Here is a 22,074-nt window from a genome sequence, read left to right on the forward strand (position 1 = left end):
TGGGTTAAAGTCTGGCACTTTTGCATTGATGAATGGATAACGTGAAGATTGATTTTCACGGGTGACTACGCCGTTATTCGACCAAATTTCCCACGAACAGTTGCCTTGGCAGTTGACACAGTGACACAGTGGTACGCAAAGCCATGCTCCTCTTTTTTACCGTACGTAAAGCCAAACTCATTGCGGTACATCTCTTCGCTATAGCTGGTATTTGGGTAGTTCTCTTTTGCATTTTCGATTTTACTTACACCCGTCTTGGCAAACGCATACCCTTCCCCTGCGATCATCGCCGCAGTGGCACTGGAGATTTTTAAAAAGTCTCTTCGCTTTAGTATATTCTTCTCCTCTATCTTCGTATCGGTAGGTTCATATCATTCGCCCATTCATCCCAACTGCCCGTATACACTTTCACATTAGGATAGCCTAAAAGTTCAAGCGCCGTAATGATGTGTGAGCTTCTTCCTGCACCCACATGACAGTAAGCGTAGATTGTTTTGTCTTTGGTGATGCCATTTTGAGCAAAAAGTGCTTGCATTTTTTCTAACTCTTTGAAGGAGAGTTTTTTATCCATATCGGTGACATTTTTCCACTCAATAAACGTAGCACCTGGTATATGGCCACCACGAGCGACATTGTCCATTTTTCGCTCACCCATTATCTCTTCAAAACCTCGTGCATCAATGATCGCATACGAAGATTTCTGCCCCTTTTGCACCAAATCTTCTACAGCTTTAAGCAGCTCCTCTTTACCTGCAATGTAGGTGTAATTGACTTTGGAAAGATCAATGCTGTACTGTTTTGGCACCCCTTTAACTTCAACACCTTTTTGCACGATGAGTTTTTTTTCTTGCTCTTTGAGCTGTAATGTGAGCGTTTCGACTAGAGTTTTATCCTCTTTTGCCGCTTTGATCTGCGCTTTAAGCGCATCATAGATTTTCTGCTCAGGATCAGCCGCCATCATTGCTGCTCGTCCACCATTGAGGATTTTCACCTTCTCATGCCCGTAGCTTTTAAAGTACGCATACACACCCGTAGCATTAGGCCCTTTAAAGTCATCATAGGCAATCACCAATGTGTCGTTTGCGATCCCTTTGCTTCCGATGTAATGCTCCGCCTCCTCTTTGCACATAAAAAGTGGTGCGCACTCCATTTGGCCCGTAGTGCTTGAATGATGCAAATGATGCGCATACATCTCGACTGAGCCTTTGATGTGCCCCGTAGCATAAATGTCTTCGTCATCGCCCATGACAAACACCACTTTCTCTTGCCCGATCAACTTCATCGCATCTTCCGCTGAAATCAAGATGTCACTTGATGTAGCAGACAGCGTTGATACGATAAGTGAACCCAAGAGAATACCTCGTAACCATCCCATATAAACTCCTTTTTGTAGCGTTTTTACACATAAAGAAAGGCGCAAATAACGGACTAACACACAATTTTTCACCATCAGATGCTTTAAAAGCCCATAAACAGCTGAAGTGTTACTTTATATCCTAGTTATTTACTCGATTTTAGTCTGCCTTTACTTAACGTGATGTAAAATAAAAGAAGTATGATTAATTTGTTACATAATTGTAACTTAACTAAAGGAAACCGATGCAATACCCTCAAGAGCCCTTCTACACACCCAAACATCTCCTTTCACTCTGGCAGTGTGGATGTTACATTCATACTCAAAATCTCATTACGCTGGGTTCGGCGCTGGGCATGGAACTTCCCTTTAAAAAACGCTCTTCCCTCTTGCAAACATTGCTTTTACATGTAAAAGAGACCCACCAAGAACCAGTATTTCTCTCTTTGATGAACGACCTTTTAGACCATAAAGCACAAACGCTGCATGAGAACATCGCGCACTATCCCAAAACAGCACGTTTGATGCAGCCGTGGCTTCAAAAAATAGAAAAAACCAAGCATCTTTTAAACCGAGAATTTGCTTTACATGTAAAGGAAAAACATGAATAAGATCAAACGCCCCTATGGCTCTACCCAAACGCCCAATAACCGAGCGCCGTCTGCCAAAAAAGTGATCGCCATCAGCAGTGGCAAAGGGGGTGTGGGCAAAAGCACCCTTGCCGCCAATCTCGCCGTTGGGCTCGCGCAAAGTGGTTTACATGTAGGAGTGTTGGATGCCGATATTTACGGGCCTAGCATTCCACGGCTTTTAGGCGTTGAAACTGAAAAACTACGATGGAATGCTGACAATCAAATGATCCCCAGTGAAAATTTTGGCATTAAGGTGATGAGTGTGGGGCTTACAACGCCCAAAAGCGATACCCCGCTCGTTTGGCGAAGCTCCGTGGCAGTAAGTGCCTTAATACAGTTTTTAGAAGATGTTGCGTGGGGAGAGTTGGATGTTTTGGTGATCGATATGCCTCCAGGAACGGGCGATGTGCAACTCACCATGGCACAAGAACTTCCACTCAGCGGCGCAGTACTTGTCACAACGCCTCAAATGCTCGCAACCGATGATGTCAGTCGCGCCATCGTGATGTTTCAAGACATTCACGTCCCAATTCTTGGAGTTGTGGAAAATATGAGCTATTTTATCGCCCCAGATACGGGGAAACGTTACGATATTTTTGGAAGTGGCGGAGCAGTTAAACTGTGCAATACCTATCAAATCCCTCTTTTAGGACAAATCCCGCTTACAAGCGATATTTTAAACCTAAGCGACCAAGGTAAAATTCCCATGGCGTTGGGTGAAGCAGCAACAAAAGAGATCTATGGAAGTATTGTAAAAAAAGTGAGAGAGGCCATGTGACCTCTCTTCTAAAGCGTTAGATTAGTATCTGTATCGTAAAGAAGCACGAACATTTTGAGCTGTTTTAACCGCACCTGTTGTCGTGTCAACATCTTGTGGTGTACCGGTCCATCCAAAGAATGTATCGCTACCTGTATAGTCATAATCAATGTAGATATAACTCAACTGCGCTGTCAAGTTTTTACCAACAATGGGTAAGATATAGTAAAGCTCATACGCATCACCACGTGCTGCAAGTTTGGAACCAACTAAAGTATCTTCACCATAGGTAAAGCTTCTCCAGTATTTGCTACCATGGTTATACTCAACGCCAAGTCTTTGACCTTTCATAATACCTGGAACTTGTACACCTGTGTAAATGGATGAACCTGTTTCGCTATCGCTACGTCCTAACATACCAGTAGCTGGACCTGCCGATGAGCCTATTACATTGTCATTTGGATCTGTTTTGCTATAAGCGTAGGAAAGGAAAAAGATACTATCATCCAAGAAGTCACTAATACCATCACCGATACCATTAACTTGAAGCGCTAATGAACCCCCGGTTAAATCGCCAACATCTGCGAAATTAAATAAAGGATTATATTGAGTACCACCTGACGCCAATGGTATCGCTTGCATATCATAAATATTCATGTCCATCATATTCCAAGCTTGGAAGTAATTTGCCATGACTTTATATTGACCGTTATCATAAATTTGCCAAATCACTCCTGCAAGATCCATATCTGGAGTCTCGCCATCTTCACTATAACTTGCGTTAAAACCACCACTACTACTCATAGAATAAGAACCTGTTGTTTCAGAAAAACCTCTACCTAAGCAGAGTTTTAAGTACATTCCTGAAATACCGGTAACTTTATCCATATCAAATTTAAAGCTTGCACCATCAAACTCCATATTGATATTATGGCTAGTAGGTGAAGCTGGGCTTTCATTATCATTTCTTAGATTTGCCAAAAATCCATCAACCGATGGACGACGACCAAAAGAAGCTGCATAAGGAATATCACCCATATCGCCTGTATAGATAAAATAAGCTTCTCTTAATTTGATGGTACTATCACTTGGCTTCTGCGTTCCATACCAATCAAAACTTTGGAACATTGTTCCATTTGATGACATATTGGTTTGACCAAATGCTTTATAAGCTCCTAAAGATCCTCTAAAGACTAAATTATCTGCAGGTTGAGAGGCCATACCGAGAATTAACTTATTAGTCCAAATTCCATTATCTTGGTCTGGCGCATTATGCAGTTTATAATCAACAACATCATAGGCTGTTCTAAAATCAACTGTCCACTTGATGTTATCCCCAGCATCATGCGCTTTGATCTCAGATACTTGAGCTTTTAGGGCATCAATATTGATTTTTGATTGAGCATTTTTGAGCTCGGCCATTTGCACTTTGAGTGCTTCAATCTCCTGCTTTAGTGAATCATCAGCGCCAAACGCTGAAGAGAGTGCTGCTCCGATGAGTAGCGGTGCGATGAGTTTTTTCATCTTTTTTTTACCTTTTCTAAGTAAGAATTATTTAACACAACTAGCAAGACGGAACGTTGCCGCTATCGCTCGCAAACTCGATACAGAAATCTCTAATATCTGGCATAAATTTTTGGAATTTTTCGCCTTTTAGAAACGCATCTAATCCCGGAAACTTTTTGGAGTATTCAGCAATAAATTTCTCGCCTTTTCCATCAAAAAGTGCTTTCCACTCTGCTTGCGTATGTTGTGTTGCAAATTTTGCTCCATTCATACCTGAACCATCTTTCATATATTTAAGATAGTACTTTTGTCCTTTTGCCGCATCTGCAAAAGCAGAAGTGCTCATCATGCCCAATACCAAGAAAGCTGAAACAAGTAAACCGAAGACTTTTTTCATCATTTCTCCTTTTCAAATTTTAGATATGGAGTCATCATAACAAAAGTAAAATAAATTTTAATTTAAAAAGACGATTATGAAGACAAATAAGTAAATATTATGTTTACTTTTTTTACTTTTCTGAACTATACAGGCTTAAAGCTGAAAGGTAAGGCATTTTGTAGTAAATTTTATTTAACTTTTATAAATGCTTTTCAGATCATTTAAATCTGATCTGAAAAGCGTGGAGTCACTTTAGAAGAAAATTAACACGAAGGAACATTACCACTATCACTTGCAAACTCAATACAAAAATCTCTAATATCTGGCATAAATTTTTGGAATTTTTCGCCTTTTAGAAACGCATCAAGTGTAGGAAACTTTGCAGAATACTCTGCAATAAACTTTTCACCCTTTCCATCAAAGAGAGCTTTCCACTCCCCTTGCGTGTGTTGCGCAGCAAATTTAGCCCCATTCATACCTGAGTCATTCTTCATGTACTTCAAGTAGTATTTTTGCCCTTTAGCGGCATCCGCAAGTGCATTTGTACTCAAAAGCCCTACAATAAAGAAGGCTGAGACGAGTAAACCAATCAATTTTTTCATTCTTGATCCTTTTAGTTAAGTTTAGGTAAATATAGTAACGCAAAGAGACTAAAATGTAATTGAAAAAATCAAACTTATAATATTAATAATAATTATAATAAGGCTAAATGATACGTCTAATAACAATGAAAAAATATGGTGTAAGCGCGGATGTAGGATAGAAGATTATTAAAAAGTGAAGGGTATATTAACAGATAAGAATAAAAGGGAAGGCGATGAAACTAGATAGACGTTGTGTTATATGTTAAGTAAATGTGATTGTTATCATTGTAAATAAAAGGAGGGATAAAATCACGAGAACTGGCAGCGACCTACGTTTCCATCCCAGTAAGGGAGAGTATTATCGGCGATGAAGAGCTTAGCTTCCTGGTTCGAAATGGGACAGGGCGTTTCCTCTTCTCTATAGCCACCAGAATCGTGAATTAAATCTATTTAGCATTTTAGCGAAATAGGCTTAATTCACCATTCTTTTGGTGAGTTTAGTATTGTCTAGTCAACAAAGCGCTTTACACTTAATAAGGAAGTGAAATAGCATTATCATACGTAATAATATGTAAGCCAAACGACCTATTAGTACTGGTCAGCTAAAGGGCTCTCACCCATTACACACCCAGCCTATCAAACATGTAGTCTTCATGAGGTCTTCAGGGAAAGTTAATCTTGGAGTTGGCTTCCCGCTTAGATGCTTTCAGCGGTTATCACATCCGAACATAGCTACCGGGCGATGCTCTTGGCAGAACAACCCGTACACCAGTGGTTCGTTCAACCCGGTCCTCTCGTACTAGGGTTAACTCTCCTCAACTTTCCTACGCCCACGGCAGATAGGGACCGAACTGTCTCACGACGTTCTGAACCCAGCTCGCGTACCGCTTTAAATGGCGAACAGCCATACCCTTGGGACCTGCTCCAGCCCCAGGATGCGATGAGCCGACATCGAGGTGCCAAACCTCCCCGTCGATGTGAGCTCTTGGGGGAGATCAGCCTGTTATCCCCGGGGTACCTTTTATCCTTTGAGCGATGGCCCTTCCACACAGAACCACCGGATCACTATGACCGACTTTCGTCTCTGCTCGACGTGTATGTCTCACAGTCAAGCTGGCTTGTGCCATTATACTCTACGAACGATTTCCAACCGTTCTGAGCCAACCTTTGTAAGCCTCCGTTACTTTTTAGGAGGCGACCGCCCCAGTCAAACTACCCACCAGACATTGTCCTGAACATAGATAATATGTCCCAGTTAGCTATCAGAATAAAGAAGAGTGGTATCTCAACAATGGCTCAAGTACAACTGGCGTCATACTCTCAAAGCCTCCCACCTATCCTGCACATCTTTATCCCAACAGCAGTGTCAAGCTATAGTAAAGGTCCACGGGGTCTTTCCGTCTTGCCGCGGGTAGGAGGAATTTTCACCTCCACTACAATTTCACTGGATTTCTGGTCGAGACAGCTCCCATCTCGTTACGCCATTCATGCAGGTCGATATTTAATCGACAAGGAATTTCGCTACCTTAGGACCGTTATAGTTACGGCCGCCGTTTACTGGGGCTTCGATCAAGAGCTTCGCTTGCGCTAACACCATCAATTAACCTTCCAGCACCGGGCAGGCGTCACACCCTATACATCCTCTTACGAGTTAGCAGAGTGCTGTGTTTTTGGTAAACAGTCGGGAGGGACTCTTTGTTGCAACCTTTTCCGCTTTCGAGAGCAAGTCTCTATACAGAAGGAGGCACACCTTATACCGAAGATACGGTGCTATTTTGCAGAGTTCCTTAACCAGAATTCTTCCACGCGCCTTAGAATACTCATCTCACCCACCTGTGTCGGTTTACGGTACGAGCAATTACAGATATACTTAGAAACTTTTCTTGGCTCGACGGCATCAACGATTCACCATCCACTCCGAAGAGCATCAAGTGCCTGTCAGGTCTCGAATAAAAGATTACGGATTTGCCTGTAATCTAATCTACACCCTTCGAACAACTATTCCATCAGTTGCCTCGTTTAGCCCTAAGCGTCCTTCCATCGCGCTCTATAATTGGTGTTGGAATATTAACCAACTTTCCATCGTCTACCCCTTTCGGACTCGACTTAGGTCCCGACTAACCCTACGATGACGAACATCGCGTAGGAAACCTTGGGTTTTCGGCGAACGGGATTCTCACCCGTTTTATCGCTACTCATGCCTGCATACTCACTTCTAGCCGCTCCAGCGCTCCTTACCGGTACACCTTCAATGCTGACTAGAACGCTCTCCTACCACTCTATTAAAAATAGAATCTACAGCTTCGGTGGATAACTTTAGCCCCGTTATATTTTCCGCGCAGAATCGCTAGACCAGTGAGCTGTTACGCTTTCTTTAAAGGATGGCTGCTTCTAAGCCAACCTCCTGGTTGTTTGAGCAACTCCACATCGTTTTCCACTGAGTTATCACTTTGGGACCTTAGCTGGTAGTCTGGGTTGTTCCCCTCTTGACGACGCATTTTATCACCCGCCGCCTGACTGCCATGATTACACTATGGGTATTCGGAGTTTGACAGGGTTTGGTACCTTGGTATAGGCCCTAGCCCAATCAGTGCTCTACCCCCCATAATTACAACATGACGCTATACCTAAATATATTTCGGAGAGAACCAGCTATCACGAAGTTTGATTGGCCTTTCACCCCTATCCACAAGTCATCCCAGGACTTTTCAACGTCAACGAGTTCGGTCCTCCACTAGCTCTTACACCAGCTTCAACCTGCTCATGGATAGATCACTTCGCTTCGGGTCTGCAGCATCTGACTAATTCGCCCTATTAAGACTCGCTTTCGCTACGGCTCCGAGTTTTCTTAACCTCGCCAGATACCACAACTCGCAGGCTCATTATGCAAAAGGCAGTCCATCACCCTGATAAATCATAGGGCTCTGAATGATTGTAAGCAAATGGTTTCAGGTTCTATTTCACTCCCCTCACTGGGGTTCTTTTCACCTTTCCCTCACGGTACTGGTTCACTATCGGTCTGTAAGTAGTATTTAGGGTTGGGAGGTGGTCCTCCCGGCTTCAGACAGAATACCACGTGTTCCGCCCTACTCAGGATACTGCTAAGATGAATCTAGATTTCGTATATGGGACTATCACCCGCTATGGTTAACCTTTCCAGGTTACTCTACTACCTATCATCATTCTACAACGCAGTCCTACAACCCCTGTTGCAAGCAACAGGTTTGCCCTCTTCCAAGTTCGCTCGCCGCTACTATCGGAATCTCTATTTGATTTCTCTTCCTCTGGCTACTGAGATGTTTCACTTCACCAGGTTCGCTCCCCGCAGGGTAACTGACATTACTGTCAGCTGGGTTGCCCCATTCGGAAATTTACGGATCAAAGCTTCTTGACAGCTCCCCGTAACTTATCGCAGTCTAGTACGTCCTTCATCGCCTCTTACAGCCTAGGCATCCACCATTCGCTCTTAATAGCTTACCTATTTGTATTCTAATGCACATTTCACTCCCTTATTAAATGTAAAACATCTAACAAGTTGTAAATTGTTTTTTTTGCGTTTTGTTGACTTTGACAATAATAAATTAAATAACATCTTTATGTTCTTTCACCAGATAGCAAAGCTATCTTAAAGAACCAAACCTACAGCACAACACAAAGCGTCGTATTCTAAATTGTAGAACATAAACTTAGACTAAAAAGTCTAATATAAAAACAACCTAAATTGTTCTTATATTAGACATTGTGTCTTCATTCTCACTAACAATGTCTCTTGGCAATTTTTCACCATTTCTCTAAAAAATGGTGGAGAATAGCGGGATCGAACCGCTGACCTCCTGCGTGCAAAGCAGGCGCTCTCCCAGCTGAGCTAATTCCCCATGGTGGGCTTAAGAGGACTCGAACCTCTGACCTTACCCTTATCAGGGGTACGCTCTAACCACCTGAGCTATAAGCCCCTTTTTCATTCAATCTCTCAAAACTAAATAAGCTTCCCTAGCTATGCTCGCCGGAGCACCATTGTGAGATAGTGCCCCTATACTCTAGAAAGGAGGTGATCCAACCGCAGGTTCTCCTACGGTTACCTTGTTACGACTTCACCCCAGTCGCTGAACCCACCGTGGTCGGTAACTAGTTTAGTATTCCGGCTTCGGGTGAATTCAACTCCCATGGTGTGACGGGCGGTGAGTACAAGACCCGGGAACGTATTCACCGTAGCATATCTGATCTACGATTACTAGCGATTCCAGCTTCATGAAGTCGAGTTGCAGACTTCAATCCGAACTGAGACTAGGTTTTAAGATTTGCTCCACTTCGCAGTATCGCGTCTCTTTGTCCTAGCCATTGTAGCACGTGTGTAGCCCTGGCCATAAGGGCCATGATGACTTGACGTCGTCCTCACCTTCCTCCTCCTTACGAAGGCAGTCTGATTAGAGTGCTCAGCCGAACTGTTAGCAACTAATCACGAGGGTTGCGCTCGTTGCGGGACTTAACCCAACATCTCACGACACGAGCTGACGACAGCCGTGCAGCACCTGTCTCTAAGTTCTAGTAAACTAGCACTCCCGTATCTCTACAGGATTCTTAGGATATCAAGGCCAGGTAAGGTTCTTCGTGTATCTTCGAATTAAACCACATGCTCCACCGCTTGTGCGGGTCCCCGTCTATTCCTTTGAGTTTTAATCTTGCGACCGTACTCCCCAGGCGGCACACTTAATCTGTTAAGTGCATTACTGCAATGACTAGCATCGCAACAACTAGTGTGCATCGTTTAGGGCGTGGACTACCAGGGTATCTAATCCTGTTTGCTCCCCACGCTTTCATGCCTCAGCGTCAATAATGTTCCAGTAGATCGCCTTCGCAATCGGTATTCCTAGTGATATCTACGGATTTTACCCCTACACCACTAATTCCATCTACCTCTCCCATATTCTAGGTAACCAGTTTCGAGAGCAGTTCAACGGTTGAGCCGTTGGATTTCACTCTCGACTTGATTTCCAGCCTACGCATCCTTTACGCCCAGTGATTCCGAGTAACGCTTGCACCCTCCGTATTACCGCGGCTGCTGGCACGGAGTTAGCCGGTGCTTATTCATAGGGTACCGTCATTATCTTCCCCTATAAAAGGAGTTTACACACCGAAATGCGTCATCCTCCACGCGGCGTTGCTGCATCAGAGTTTCCTCCATTGTGCAATATTCCCCACTGCTGCCTCCCGTAGGAGTCTGGACCGTGTCTCAGTTCCAGTGTGCCTGATCATCCTCTCAGACCAGGTATGCGTCATAGCCTTGGTAGGCCATTACCCCACCAACTAGCTGATACAATAAAGCCCCATCCTTTAGCGATAAATCTTTCCCAACTTATCTTAAGACAAGAAGGAGTATGGGGTATTAGCAGTCGTTTCCAACTGTTGTCCCCCACTAAAGGGCAGGTTAGCTATATATTACTCACCCGTGCGCCACTAACAAAATAAGCAAGCTTATTTTATCCGTTCGACTTGCATGTGTTAAGCACGCCGCCAGCGTTCACTCTGAGCCAGGATCAAACTCTCCATAAAATTTATGAAGTGTCTTCATTTGACTTAAAGTATCTCTTTTTTATTAAAGAGTTGATAATCTCTTTTTTCGCGTCACTGACTAAGGTCGCTTATTTAGATTTCAAAGATTGAATTTGACATTGTTAAAATGGTAATGAACTTGAAGCAAATCCCCTACTTTGGGTGCTTCTCTTTAACCCCGTTCTCTCAAACGAGGACGAAATTATATATCCATACACCTTAAAATAAGGTTAAAACGAATGCATGGTTAAGTAGTTTTTTTCTTCCTCTTAATACGATTAATTTTTTGTTTACTCTGTTTCCATATAATAGAGAACTCAAAAATTGCATTCCATCTTTTGAATTAGATAGAATGCGTTTTGATTTAACATGTTTAGTAAACAGTAAAAGGAGAATTAATATGGGACTGTATGACCGAAATTACATACAACAAGGTACCCATGAGAGTACCCATGAGCATACGAGGCTTAATGAAAGTTCATTAGGACTTTTTATTAAACAAACCTATCAGCTCTTTGCAGCTTCATTGCTTGCTGCGAGTGCAGGTGCTTATGTCGGAATTGGAATGGCAAGTGCCATTGCTTCTTGGTATTGGGGTCTTGTTATTTTAGAGTTTGTCTTCTTGTTTGGACTTTTTGCGGCTAAAAAGAAAGCTGGCCTGAATATGGTACTTCTTTTTGGTTTCACGTTTTTAACAGGTTTAACACTCACACCGCTTCTTTCGAGCATTCTTGGAATGAAAGGCGGCGCAAGTATTGTGGCAAATGCTTTCATTTTGACAACGGTTGCGTTTGGTGGACTTTCTGTGTTTGCGATGAATACCAAAAGAGATTTTTCAGCAATGGGTAAAATGTTGTTCATCACATTGATTGTGGTTGTGGTTGCAGGCGTCATTAATATCTTTTTCCATAGCCCAATCTTACAATTAGCCATTGCAAGTGTTAGCTCTATTTTGTTTAGTGCGTTTATTCTTTACGATACACAAAACATTATCAGAGGCGCTTATGAAACACCGATTGAAGGTGCTATTGCTCTGTATTTAGACTTTTTAAATCTCTTTATCTCATTGCTTCAAATTCTTGGAATTTTTGGCTCACGCGACGAATAAGTTCTAGATTAGCTATAAAAAAAGGGGCGAGAGGATTGAATCCTCCGCCCCTTTTTACGTTTACATGTAAAGCTATTAACCTAAAGGTTCATTGACCTTAATCTCACATTTACTGCTCGTATCACATTTGATATTCGCATCAAAGTAGAAGATCTTACTCACATCAACTTTGGCATCTTTGAGTTTCAAGAAGGCTTCCATAGCTCTTCCTCCTGTCGCACAATTGATAATCACCATTTTACCTTTGGGTAATTTTGCTGCCAATTCTGTTGCTTTTAGTTTCCCTGCTTCAATATTGATAGCCCCGTTTATATGTCCATTCGCATATTCTGCTGCACTTCGTACATCGATAACAGCCACATTTGCGGGTATCTTATCACTGATGATCAGTGCTTTATACCATTCACCGTCTACCGTTCCTTCATCTTCTCCTAGTTTAATTCCTTCTACGAAGGTATCTTTTTTAGGAGCTGTAGCGACTTCTACTTTTTTAGCGCCTGCGGTAGTTTGCAGTTTTGCTTCTTTCCATGCGGGGAGTCCACCTGCGTAGACACTCACTTTTGTGTATCCAAGCTCTAGGAGTTTATTCGCAACCACATGGGATTTATGGCATTCATAGCCTGCACAGAAGGTAATGATCGGTGTTTTTTTATCGGTAGGAAAACGTCCCATTAGGGCTGGCATCTCTTCATCATTCATGTAAAGAGCTCCTGGGATACTCTCTGCCATTGTTTTAGCGTAAGGTCTTGCATCAATCAAGAGGGCACTATTTTTCTTAAAGGCACTCTCAACGACGGGTGTTCCTACTTCAAGGTAATTTTTACTGGCCCATTCTGGTTCACCTGCTTGGTAAAGTTTTACGTTGGTAAAGCCTTTACTTTTTAGGTGACCTGCAACGATTGGACTTTTTTCACAATCCCATCCACCACAGAAGACGATAATCTCTTTATCTTTTGCGACTTTATCCAGTTGTCCTATGTATTTATCAATTTGGGTATCAGGAATATTCAAACTGGAAGGAATCGTTCCTCCTAAGTATTTTGGGTTAGGACGTGCGTCAATCAAGAGGGCTTTAGCGCCACTTCTGGTTCCATTACCAATCGCTGTTTTTACGTAGTAGCTATTACTAATGTCATGACTATCTCACATTACTGCTCGTATCACATTGATATTCGCATCAAAGTAGAGATCTACTCACATCAACTTTGCATCTTTGAGTTCAAGAAGGCTTCCATAGCTCTCCTCCTGTCGCACAATGATATCACCATTTTACCTTTGGGTATTTGCTGCCAATTCTGTTGCTTTTAGTTTCCCTGCTTCAATATTGATAGCCCCGTTTATATGTCCATTCGCATATCTGCTGCACTTCGTACATCGATAACAGCCACATTTGCGGGTATCTTATCACTGATGATCAGTGCTTTATACCATTCACCGTCTACCGTTCCTTCATCTTCTCCTAGTTTAATTCCTTCTACGAAGGTATCTTTTTTAGGAGCTGTAGCGACTTCTACTTTTTTAGCGCCTGCGGTAGTTTGCAGTTTTGCTTCTTTCCATGCGGGGAGTCCACCTGCGTAGACACTCACTTTTGTGTATCCAAGCTCTAGGAGTTTATTCGCAACCACATGGGATTTATGGCATTCATAGCCTGCACAGAAGGTAATGATCGGTGTTTTTTTATCGGTAGGAAAACGTCCCATTAGGGCTGGCATCTCTTCATCATTCATGTAAAGAGCTCCTGGGATACTCTCTGCCATTGTTTTAGCGTAAGGTCTTGCATCAATCAAGAGGGCACTATTTTTCTTAAAGGCACTCTCAACGACGGGTGTTCCTACTTCAAGGTAATTTTTACTGGCCCATTCTGGTTCACCTGCTTGGTAAAGTTTTACGTTGGTAAAGCCTTTACTTTTTAGGTGACCTGCAACGATTGGACTTTTTTCACAATCCCATCCACCACAGAAGACGATAATCTCTTTATCTTTTGCGACTTTATCCAGTTGTCCTATGTATTTATCAATTTGGGTATCAGGAATATTCAAACTGGAAGGAATCGTTCCTCCTAAGTATTTTGGGTTAGGACGTGCGTCAATCAAGAGGGCTTTAGCGCCACTTCTGGTTCCATTACCAATCGCTGTTTTTACGTAAGCGTAATCTACATTTTCAAGTTTAAATTTCTCCATCAAACCTTTTACATGTAACGTGGGTTCATTCAACACTTTTGCACTCGGTGTTGCGCCTGTTGTCTCGGGTTGATTCGTACATCCTCCTAGTAGCAATCCTGCTACGATCAGGCTACTCGCTATTACTCTTAGTCTCATTCTCTCTCTCCTTTTTCGGGTTATTGGTTTAATGGTGTTCTCTTAATTCATTCACAGAAAAAAGCGTATCAAAAAGCTTATAAATAACCATCACCACGCCCACAGAGCCAACGACGATAAAAATCTCTCCTAAGTGCGGTGCGACATAATTAAATGATTTAGACAATGCGTAAAAATCGTATTTCTCATACCCGAGGCCAAAACGGTTTGACATGGGATTGGCATTGCCTCCATAGACAAAAAGGTACCTTCCCACAAAGCCACCAACAACCACGGAAATGGAAGCGACTAATGTAAATATAGGCTGTCGTGCCTTAACAATACATAAAAAGGGGAGTGCCAATGTCAAAAAGATGTACCCTGTGAAATAGAGATAACGAAAAGGTCCAAAGAGAATCAAAAATGCCCAATCTTTATCGACCGTCATATAACCAAAGATCTCATAAATACCTAAAAGAGAGACGAAAAATAGCATCGCTCTACGAATAAGATCCATCAAGGCCTTATATTCTGCTTTACTGCGATGAGCAAAGAAACTGATGATTCCCATAATACCCAAAGATGAGACAAAAGCAGAGATAATAAAATAAAATGTCAAGAAGGGAAATTCTGTCCAAAGATGACGTGCCGTATTCATGGAAAAAAGTTTCGCTTGAATATAATACTCAATCAAGTCAACCCCAATGCTCAGCACTAAAATAGGCAATGCCAAACGTTTAGCCCACTCTCGTTTGTGCGTTAGAACCAGATAGATTTCAAATAAAACAAAAGGAATATACGTGCAATAAAGTGGCAACATCAACCACATGCCCGCATTAAGATTCGGGGTGAGTACCATCCAAACCATATTGAGCATATTAAGATCGGTTGCAATCGTAAAGAGTCCTGCAAACACCATCGAAATTCCGATGACCATAAAACCTGCGGCTGCTTTAGCTATAAGATTAAAATTCATCAACTCTGCCAATGCGACCAAAAAGATCACCCCGCTACCGGTATAAATCATGTACATGTAATTCACAATGAAAAGCGTCCAAGGGATATTGCGATTGACCTCGCCAACATCTCCAAAAACGGCTAAACGCATCGCCTCTTTAAGGGCAGGATCGGTTGGATTGAGCCCTGAAGCATGCGCATTAGCGGCTGCACTAAAATAGCGTACATCAAAAATTTCATAAATGCCAATACATGCAAAGACTAAAAGAACATAGCCTAAAAGCATCGTTTTATTGAGCAACAGTTGAACGATACTGATCTTGTTAATATCAAGACCTGCAAACCTTATTTTCTCCATTCTGTACTCCTTCGATTGCGAGCTTGGTCATACATGGGTTTAATCTCGTCCCATGTGTGAATAATCGTATTATGCGAAACACTCTGTTTGGCATAGGTTTCATCATTGGGTAAAATATAAAAAAGTTTTGGAAGTGTTCCTGTGTACTCTTTTTGAAAGAAAAAACGTTTTGTTTTTAAAAGCTTCACAATGTCGCTATTCTCATCATCCAAATCACCAAAGGTTCTTACTTTGGTCGGACATGTCGCTTGACACGCGGTAGTACCGCCTTCCACCAATGAGCGATGGTCGCAAAACGTGCATTTATCCACAGCAACCATTGTGTCATCCACAAACCGTGCATCATACGGACACGCTTCCATACAGCCTTTGCATAAAATGCACTTCTGTGCATCCACTTTGACAATGCCACCCTGCGCAAAATGGCTTGCATTGGTCGGGCAAACACTCACGCATGGCGCATCAATACAGTGGTTACATTGCGACGGATAGAGATTGGCGAAGGGTTTACCAAAAATGGTTCCCTCCACCACACCGATCCAAATACGTTGCTTATCGGCACCCAATTGAACACCGTTTTCCTCTTTACATGCAACCTCACACGCTTTGCAGTTGATACAATTTTGATAATCTAATGCCATTGCATAATTCATCTTCACACCCTCCTAATCGATACGAGTGTTTCATGCATATTGGCACATCCATGTACTGGCTCAATCGTATCTTCAATAATTTCATTATCACTCGCACCATTACGATGCGCAAACGTTAGTCCTTCTGATTTTGCACCAAATCCGTGAATGTAAAAGACGCTCTGTGGCACAATTTTGGCTGTCGGATAGGCTTTAATTTGCACCTGCCCTACGCGACTTGTCACTTCAACCGTATCTCCAAACTGGATGTTTAGCGCTTCGGCTTCTTTGTCATTGATCCACAAATAATTCTCACGCATCAACTCTAAGAGCATGATGTTATTTTGCGTTGCATTTTGGGTGAACTGTGCATGGCGCCCTGTAATAAATTTAAATTTCCCCACGGGAACGTTGACATACTCTTCATCCCTCCACACAGGCATAGGATCAACGCCTTTAGCAGCCATACTGCCCAAAAAGCATTCAACTTTTTTATTCGGGGTATTAAACGAGCGTTTAAGATCAGCAATATCCACAGGATTGACACAAATATCGTGTAAAAAGGCAACAGGATCGTACTCCTCTTCCAACTTCAGCACAGAGTAAAACTTTTTATCTTTAGGGTAGTATTCGTACGTATTGTTATCAATCTTTTTAAAGTAGGTGAGCATATTGGGATAAAAAACACCCTTCGCTCGCAAAACTCCCCACGCCTCTTCACCGTATTTTTCAACAAACATATGTTTGTTCGTCTCTTCTTGATCGTGCATAAAAGGCTCTGCTAAATCAAAACCATTTTCTTCATAAAACTCATTTTCATCAGTATCTTCAAGCTCTTCTTGCACATCTTCATCATACTTTTTGGTAATTTCCCACAACGGTTTTGAAAGTTTTTGGGCTAAGCCTCGCATAATTTCATTCACCGGTTTACTCTCATACATAGGCTCAATCACTTTTTCACGTATCGCGATGGAAGGCTCGATCCCCGCAAAAGACTGCACGGGATCTTCTCGCTCCAAGTAAGTACACTCAGGCAAAATGACATCGGCTAACATGGCAGTATCGCTTGGCATCGTGTCGATGACAACGACCAAATCCATTTTTTCAAACATCGTGCGTGTTTTAGCAGAGTTGGGAACGGAGAGCATTGGGTTTTGTTTGTAGACAAACATCCCACGAATCGGATAGGGTGACTTTCCCTCTTCGACCATATTGCGCCAACCTACCCATGTACCTGTTGCGCCGACAACTGCAGCTAAATTTTTATCGATTCTAGGTTTGGCGTTGGCGTACATTGGAGCGGTGGTTGTGTGTTCACCCAACGGAAGTTTTTTACCAAAGACAATGCCACCTTTGACATCGATGCCACCGCCAAGCGCTGTAAAAAGTGCCATGGCGCGACGCAGTTGAAAATCATTTTTAGACCATGTCGTTCGTCTTCCTTGGTAATAAACCGCTTGAGGCGCATTTGCCATAAAATCATGCGCAATTTTACATATCGTTGCAGCAGGAACACCTGTAATTTTTTCTGCCCATTCTGGGGTATATTCACTCTCAATGATATGTTTTTTGTATTTATCAAAATCAACAAAGTTTTTGGCAACATAACTTCGGTTGTAAACTTGGTCAATGATCGCAACATAGGTCAGTGCCAATACAAATGCCAAGTCGGTTCCTGGGCGAATTTGAACATAGGTATCAGCGTGCATTGCGGTATTGGTAAAGCGTGGATCGACCACAACCAGTTTCATACCGCGTCCACGGGTGCGTTTAAACATATCCATCGTGTCAGGCGTTAAAATCGCTTCGGCGCGATTGGCACCTGCCATAATGACGTACTTTGCATTTTCCAAATCCGCTTGCCCATAACCACCAATGGTGAGCGTATAGCCTGAAACAGCGGTTTGCAGACAGATGGTTGAGTGATTAAGGAAATTGGACGATCCAAATTTATCGGACATAAAAGTTTTAAAAGTGTGCTCTGCCAACCCTTCACCTGCACAGTAACCAATACAGGAACGGTTGTCTTTCTCTTCTTCTAAAATTTTGACCAATTTGTCTTTAATATACTCATTCGCCTCTTCCCATGTCGCACGTCTGTATTTGCCTTCCCCTCTCTCTCCTGTTCGAATTAAAGGGTATTTGAGTCGATCAGGATCATACAGGGCATGAATGCCTGCCGCTCCTCTAGCACAGAGCATATTGCGAGATTTGGGGAAATAAGGATTGGGATCTAATTTTGTCACAATGCCATTACGTACATGCGCGATAGCCGCACATTTATTAACACACATTTCACAGATAGTTGGAACTTCCTTCATCAGTGCCACTTGAGGTTTCTCTTTTGAGCTTGCTAGAATGGTTGACGAACTAAACGCCGTTCCACTTGCAATACTCAAGGCGACACTGCCTTGAAGAAATCTCCTTCGTGAGATCTCTACTTTCATTCGTTTTCTCCACTTCAATTTTTAAACATTAGGTTTCAGAAAACCTACTGAAATAACCATTTCATGGATACATTGTAAGAAGAGTTTCTTTATATTATTATTAAACTAAATCATATTTATAAGTTAAACAAATTAATACAAAGACGAAACTCCGATGCAATCGCTTATAAAAAAAATAAAAGAATTTTATAATTTTATTTAACTTAGTAAAAAAAAATGTTGTTTTTTTGATTTTAGTAAAAAAATAATGACATTTGTGAAATTTTTATACCTATTTTTAAATATTCTAAGATACCGTTAAGAGAGGAAAGGTTGCAGAAAGAGGCTAAAGACGTTAGCCTCTGATGGTGAAGTATCTATTTTTCACCTGGTTCTTTAGTACAGTTCGCACCATCACCTTTAATGACAACTCGCACACGCTTCTCTTTACCTTTTTGCTGTTCGTTTTCATACAGAAGCTCTCGTATTTCATTTTGAAACGACTCAATACAGTCTTGGCTATTTTTAGTCGTATCCAAAATAAGCACTTTTTCTTCTTTGGGATTTGAAGATGCACTCTTCTCTTGGGCTGCAGCCTTTTGGATCGAAGCATTCAGATCGCACTCCTCTTCTAAAAGCGTATTGATTTTTTGCGTCAGCGCTTCGATGGAGTTATTTTTATCATCGGGGTTGGCATAAAGAATTTTAGTAATCTCATTTTGAAACACTTCCGTACAATCGGCCCGACTCTGGGGATTAGCGCTTATCAATAATGAAGCTAGCAATGGTAAACTAAATATAACTTTTTTCATTTTATCTCCTTTATTTTTAACTATTATATACTATAATTATAAAAATATTTACTTTATTTTATGTTAAATCGTTACATGTAAAGCTTTGTGGTTCAAAAAGAGACGTACGAAGAGGTTTGGAGTCCAAGGAGCGTTTGCAATGCTCCTTGGGTAATGTTAAATTGAGGGTTTAATATCTTGTTTTCGGGTGATAAAATCAAGTGCGCTCGTAATTAGTGCATCTTGAATGCGGTCTTTAAGGTAGCAAATATAAAATTTTCGCATCAAATGGATACCTTTGATCGTGGCGACATGTAATCTTCCGGCCTTTACATCATCTTCGACCATATATTTGGAAAGAATGGAAACCGTTGGAGCCTCGTTGATGTCGGCTTTTAGAAGCGTTTGTTTGATGGTTATTGCGCTGTTAGCGATATTTTTAATCGTAAAATTTTTACAATCCACATCTATTTTGTGAAATGTCTCATAAATGATTTTACGCGTATTAGACTCCTCTTCGCGGCAAATCCACTGCAACCCAAAGAGCTCTTCCTTTTTTAAAGTGCTAGGAAGCGGCGATCTGCTGACAACGACCAGCTCATCTTCCATCCATTCACGGTAGAAAATATTGGGATGAAAGGTAGGAGATTCGATGAGCGCTAGATCAACTTTTCGGTTCACCACAAGCTCAGTTAGTTCAACGGAGCTGTTGACTTTGACCATCACTTGGTTGGAGATCACCTCTTGAATATCGTTGAGAAACTCAGGCAAAATATAATTTCCAATCACAGGAGAAGCACCCAAAATAAAGAGCATCTCTTTATTAACCAGACGCAGTACCTCTTTTTCCGTGATCAAGATTTGCTTTTCAAGGCTGAGCAACACTTGAAAAAGTTCTTCGCCCTCTTTGGTAAGGCTAATGCCACTTTTTTTGCGATCCACGATGGGAATGTTTAAATAATCTTCAAGGAATTTGATCTGTTGGGTAACGGCAGGTTGGCTAATTCCAAGCTTTCTGGAAGCTTTTGAAAAACTTTTTTCTCGCACAACGGTTAAAAACGTCTCTATCTTCGCAAAATCTTTAAACATTCACATCCCTATTTAAACAGTTCTAAATCTATCTCGTATCCATCAATAACATAAAGCCGTATTGCCACTATCGTTCGCAAAATGATAGAGAAAATCGTACAGATGTTTTAGGGAAGCATCGGTTAATGGCTTTGCATCAGGGCACAAAAGAAGCATCTCAGCTTTGAATGTTCCTGCTTCATAAAAGTGTTGCCACTCTTTTTGCGTATGCTTTTTAGCCATCACATTTCCACTAAAACCACAGACCGTGAGCATCTCTTTTTTAAAAATATCTGCACCCATTGTTGCATCCGCAAAACTAGGTGGTGCAAACCAACCAAACGCAACACAAGCGCCTAGAAATACATTTGTAAATTTTACCATGTTTTACTTCTTTTAGTGTAAGCGATCAGAGTGTTTCATCTCTGATCGCAGCTTTACATGTAAAGCTATTAACCTAAAGGTTCATTGACCTTAATCTCACATTTACTGCTCGTATCACATTTGATATTCGCATCAAAGTAGAAGATCTTACTCACATCAACTTTGGCATCTTTGAGTTTCAAGAAGGCTTCCATAGCTCTTCCTCCTGTCGCACAATTGATAATCACCATTTTACCTTTGGGTAATTTTGCTGCCAATTCTGTTGCTTTTAGTTTCCCTGCTTCAATATTGATAGCCCCGTTTATATGTCCATTCGCATATTCTGCTGCACTTCGTACATCGATAACAGCCACATTTGCGGGTATCTTATCACTGATGATCAGTGCTTTATACCATTCACCGTCTACCGTTCCTTCATCTTCTCCTAGTTTAATTCCTTCTACGAAGGTATCTTTTTTAGGAGCTGTAGCGACTTCTACTTTTTTAGCGCCTGCGGTAGTTTGCAGTTTTGCTTCTTTCCATGCGGGGAGTCCACCTGCGTAGACACTCACTTTTGTGTATCCAAGCTCTAGGAGTTTATTCGCAACCACATGGGATTTATGGCATTCATAGCCTGCACAGAAGGTAATGATCGGTGTTTTTTTATCGGTAGGAAAACGTCCCATTAGGGCTGGCATCTCTTCATCATTCATGTAAAGAGCTCCTGGGATACTCTCTGCCATTGTTTTAGCGTAAGGTCTTGCATCAATCAAGAGGGCACTATTTTTCTTAAAGGCACTCTCAACGACGGGTGTTCCTACTTCAAGGTAATTTTTACTGGCCCATTCTGGTTCACCTGCTTGGTAAAGTTTTACGTTGGTAAAGCCTTTACTTTTTAGGTGACCTGCAACGATTGGACTTTTTTCACAATCCCATCCACCACAGAAGACGATAATCTCTTTATCTTTTGCGACTTTATCCAGTTGTCCTATGTATTTATCAATTTGGGTATCAGGAATATTCAAACTGGAAGGAATCGTTCCTCCTAAGTATTTTGGGTTAGGACGTGCGTCAATCAAGAGGGCTTTAGCGCCACTTCTGGTTCCATTACCAATCGCTGTTTTTACGTAAGCGTAATCTACATTTTCAAGTTTAAATTTCTCCATCAAACCTTTTACATGTAACGTGGGTTCATTCAACACTTTTGCACTCGGTGTTGCGCCTGTTGTCTCGGGTTGATTCGTACATCCTCCTAGTAGCAATCCTGCTACGATCAGGCTACTCGCTATTACTCTTAGTCTCATTCTCTCTC

At 41.8% G+C, this 22,074-nt stretch carries 17 protein-coding genes, 2 tRNA genes and 3 rRNA genes; 3 read left to right on the forward strand and 19 right to left on the reverse strand.

Going from position 1 to position 22,074, the window contains the following annotated elements:
- Window positions 1-65: 65 nt before the first annotated feature.
- Complete coding sequence (locus tag SMUL_RS17555; RefSeq protein ID WP_223809736.1) at window positions 66-287, reverse strand: hypothetical protein; 222 nt, start codon at window positions 285-287, stop codon at window positions 66-68.
- A 59-nt stretch (window positions 288-346) separates the two neighbouring features.
- Entirely contained in the window at window positions 347-1,375 is a 1,029-nt protein-coding gene (locus tag SMUL_RS16220; RefSeq protein WP_025346301.1) for a sulfurtransferase, read from the reverse strand.
- A gap of 224 nt (window positions 1,376-1,599) precedes the next feature.
- Here SMUL_RS16220 and SMUL_RS16225 point away from each other — a divergent pair, with 224 nt between their 5' ends.
- Both SMUL_RS16225 and SMUL_RS16230 read left to right on the forward strand, forming a co-directional pair.
- The gene (locus tag SMUL_RS16225) at window positions 1,600-1,965 is read left to right on the forward strand and encodes a hypothetical protein (RefSeq protein WP_038533615.1); all 366 of its coding nucleotides are present in this window, start codon (window positions 1,600-1,602) and stop codon (window positions 1,963-1,965) included.
- Window positions 1,958-2,764: an Mrp/NBP35 family ATP-binding protein gene (locus SMUL_RS16230; RefSeq protein ID WP_051492716.1), complete on the forward strand. Its 807-nt coding sequence runs from the start codon at window positions 1,958-1,960 to the stop codon at window positions 2,762-2,764. The genes SMUL_RS16225 and SMUL_RS16230 overlap by 8 nt, the downstream gene beginning before the upstream one ends.
- Before the next feature lie 21 nt (window positions 2,765-2,785).
- Here the strand turns inward: SMUL_RS16230 and SMUL_RS16235 are convergent, their stop codons facing one another.
- The 8 genes from SMUL_RS16235 to SMUL_RS16270 form a co-directional block, all read right to left on the reverse strand.
- The gene (locus SMUL_RS16235) at window positions 2,786-4,267 is read right to left on the reverse strand and encodes a DUF3373 family protein (protein ID WP_025346302.1); all 1,482 of its coding nucleotides are present in this window, start codon (window positions 4,265-4,267) and stop codon (window positions 2,786-2,788) included.
- A 40-nt stretch (window positions 4,268-4,307) separates the two neighbouring features.
- Window positions 4,308-4,646: a hypothetical protein gene (locus SMUL_RS16240; RefSeq protein ID WP_025346303.1), complete on the reverse strand. Its 339-nt coding sequence runs from the start codon at window positions 4,644-4,646 to the stop codon at window positions 4,308-4,310.
- Window positions 4,647-4,891: 245 nt separating this feature from the next.
- Window positions 4,892-5,230: a hypothetical protein gene (locus SMUL_RS16245; protein WP_025346304.1), complete on the reverse strand. Its 339-nt coding sequence runs from the start codon at window positions 5,228-5,230 to the stop codon at window positions 4,892-4,894.
- 298 nt (window positions 5,231-5,528) lie between these two features.
- A 5S ribosomal RNA gene (gene rrf, locus SMUL_RS16250) occupies window positions 5,529-5,644 on the reverse strand.
- Between the two features lie 135 nt (window positions 5,645-5,779).
- Window positions 5,780-8,692, reverse strand: a 23S ribosomal RNA gene (locus tag SMUL_RS16255).
- 319 nt (window positions 8,693-9,011) lie between these two features.
- A tRNA-Ala gene (locus SMUL_RS16260) sits at window positions 9,012-9,087 on the reverse strand.
- A 1-nt stretch (window position 9,088) separates the two neighbouring features.
- Window positions 9,089-9,165 (reverse strand) — tRNA-Ile (locus SMUL_RS16265).
- A gap of 88 nt (window positions 9,166-9,253) precedes the next feature.
- A 16S ribosomal RNA gene (locus SMUL_RS16270) occupies window positions 9,254-10,762 on the reverse strand.
- The 16S, 23S and 5S rRNA genes sit together here with 2 tRNA genes alongside, the layout of an rRNA operon.
- Window positions 10,763-11,162: 400 nt before the next feature.
- On the opposite strand from SMUL_RS16270, the gene SMUL_RS16275 reads away from it, so the two are divergent.
- Window positions 11,163-11,870, forward strand: a complete 708-nt coding sequence (locus SMUL_RS16275) for a Bax inhibitor-1/YccA family protein (RefSeq protein ID WP_025346305.1) — start codon at window positions 11,163-11,165, stop codon at window positions 11,868-11,870.
- A 75-nt stretch (window positions 11,871-11,945) separates the two neighbouring features.
- On the opposite strand, the gene SMUL_RS16280 is transcribed toward SMUL_RS16275, so the two are convergent.
- From SMUL_RS16280 to SMUL_RS16320, 9 genes are all read right to left on the reverse strand, one after another.
- Window positions 11,946-12,935, reverse strand: a complete 990-nt coding sequence (locus tag SMUL_RS16280) for a rhodanese-like domain-containing protein (protein WP_025346306.1) — start codon at window positions 12,933-12,935, stop codon at window positions 11,946-11,948.
- Window positions 12,936-13,207: 272 nt separating this feature from the next.
- Complete coding sequence (locus SMUL_RS16285; RefSeq protein ID WP_226980671.1) at window positions 13,208-14,188, reverse strand: rhodanese-like domain-containing protein; 981 nt, start codon at window positions 14,186-14,188, stop codon at window positions 13,208-13,210.
- A 28-nt stretch (window positions 14,189-14,216) separates the two neighbouring features.
- Window positions 14,217-15,482 carry an NrfD/PsrC family molybdoenzyme membrane anchor subunit gene (gene nrfD / locus SMUL_RS16290; RefSeq protein ID WP_025346307.1) on the reverse strand — a complete coding sequence of 422 codons (1,266 nt, stop codon included), beginning with the start codon at window positions 15,480-15,482 and terminating at the stop codon, window positions 14,217-14,219.
- A complete protein-coding gene (locus SMUL_RS16295) occupies window positions 15,470-16,135 on the reverse strand; it encodes a 4Fe-4S dicluster domain-containing protein (protein WP_025346308.1) in 666 nt (221 codons plus the stop codon). Before SMUL_RS16295 ends, nrfD begins: the two co-directional genes overlap by 13 nt.
- 2 nt (window positions 16,136-16,137) lie before the next feature.
- Window positions 16,138-18,561, reverse strand: coding sequence for a molybdopterin-containing oxidoreductase family protein (locus SMUL_RS16300; protein ID WP_025346309.1), 2,424 nt, complete (start codon window positions 18,559-18,561; stop codon window positions 16,138-16,140).
- Window positions 18,562-18,917: 356 nt separating this feature from the next.
- Complete coding sequence (locus SMUL_RS16305) at window positions 18,918-19,352, reverse strand: hypothetical protein (RefSeq protein WP_025346310.1); 435 nt, start codon at window positions 19,350-19,352, stop codon at window positions 18,918-18,920.
- 156 nt (window positions 19,353-19,508) lie between these two features.
- Window positions 19,509-20,420, reverse strand: a complete 912-nt coding sequence (locus SMUL_RS16310) for a LysR family transcriptional regulator (RefSeq protein ID WP_025346311.1) — start codon at window positions 20,418-20,420, stop codon at window positions 19,509-19,511.
- 42 nt (window positions 20,421-20,462) lie between these two features.
- On the reverse strand, window positions 20,463-20,783 hold the full coding sequence (locus SMUL_RS16315; protein ID WP_025346312.1) for a hypothetical protein: 321 nt from the start codon (window positions 20,781-20,783) through the stop codon (window positions 20,463-20,465).
- Between the two features lie 68 nt (window positions 20,784-20,851).
- Window positions 20,852-22,066 carry a rhodanese-like domain-containing protein gene (locus SMUL_RS16320; protein ID WP_025346313.1) on the reverse strand — a complete coding sequence of 405 codons (1,215 nt, stop codon included), beginning with the start codon at window positions 22,064-22,066 and terminating at the stop codon, window positions 20,852-20,854.
- Between the last annotated feature and the right edge of the window lie 8 nt (window positions 22,067-22,074).

This window comes from Sulfurospirillum multivorans DSM 12446, from assembly GCF_000568815.1.
In the GTDB taxonomy this organism is placed as follows: Bacteria; Campylobacterota; Campylobacteria; order Campylobacterales; family Sulfurospirillaceae; genus Sulfurospirillum; species Sulfurospirillum multivorans.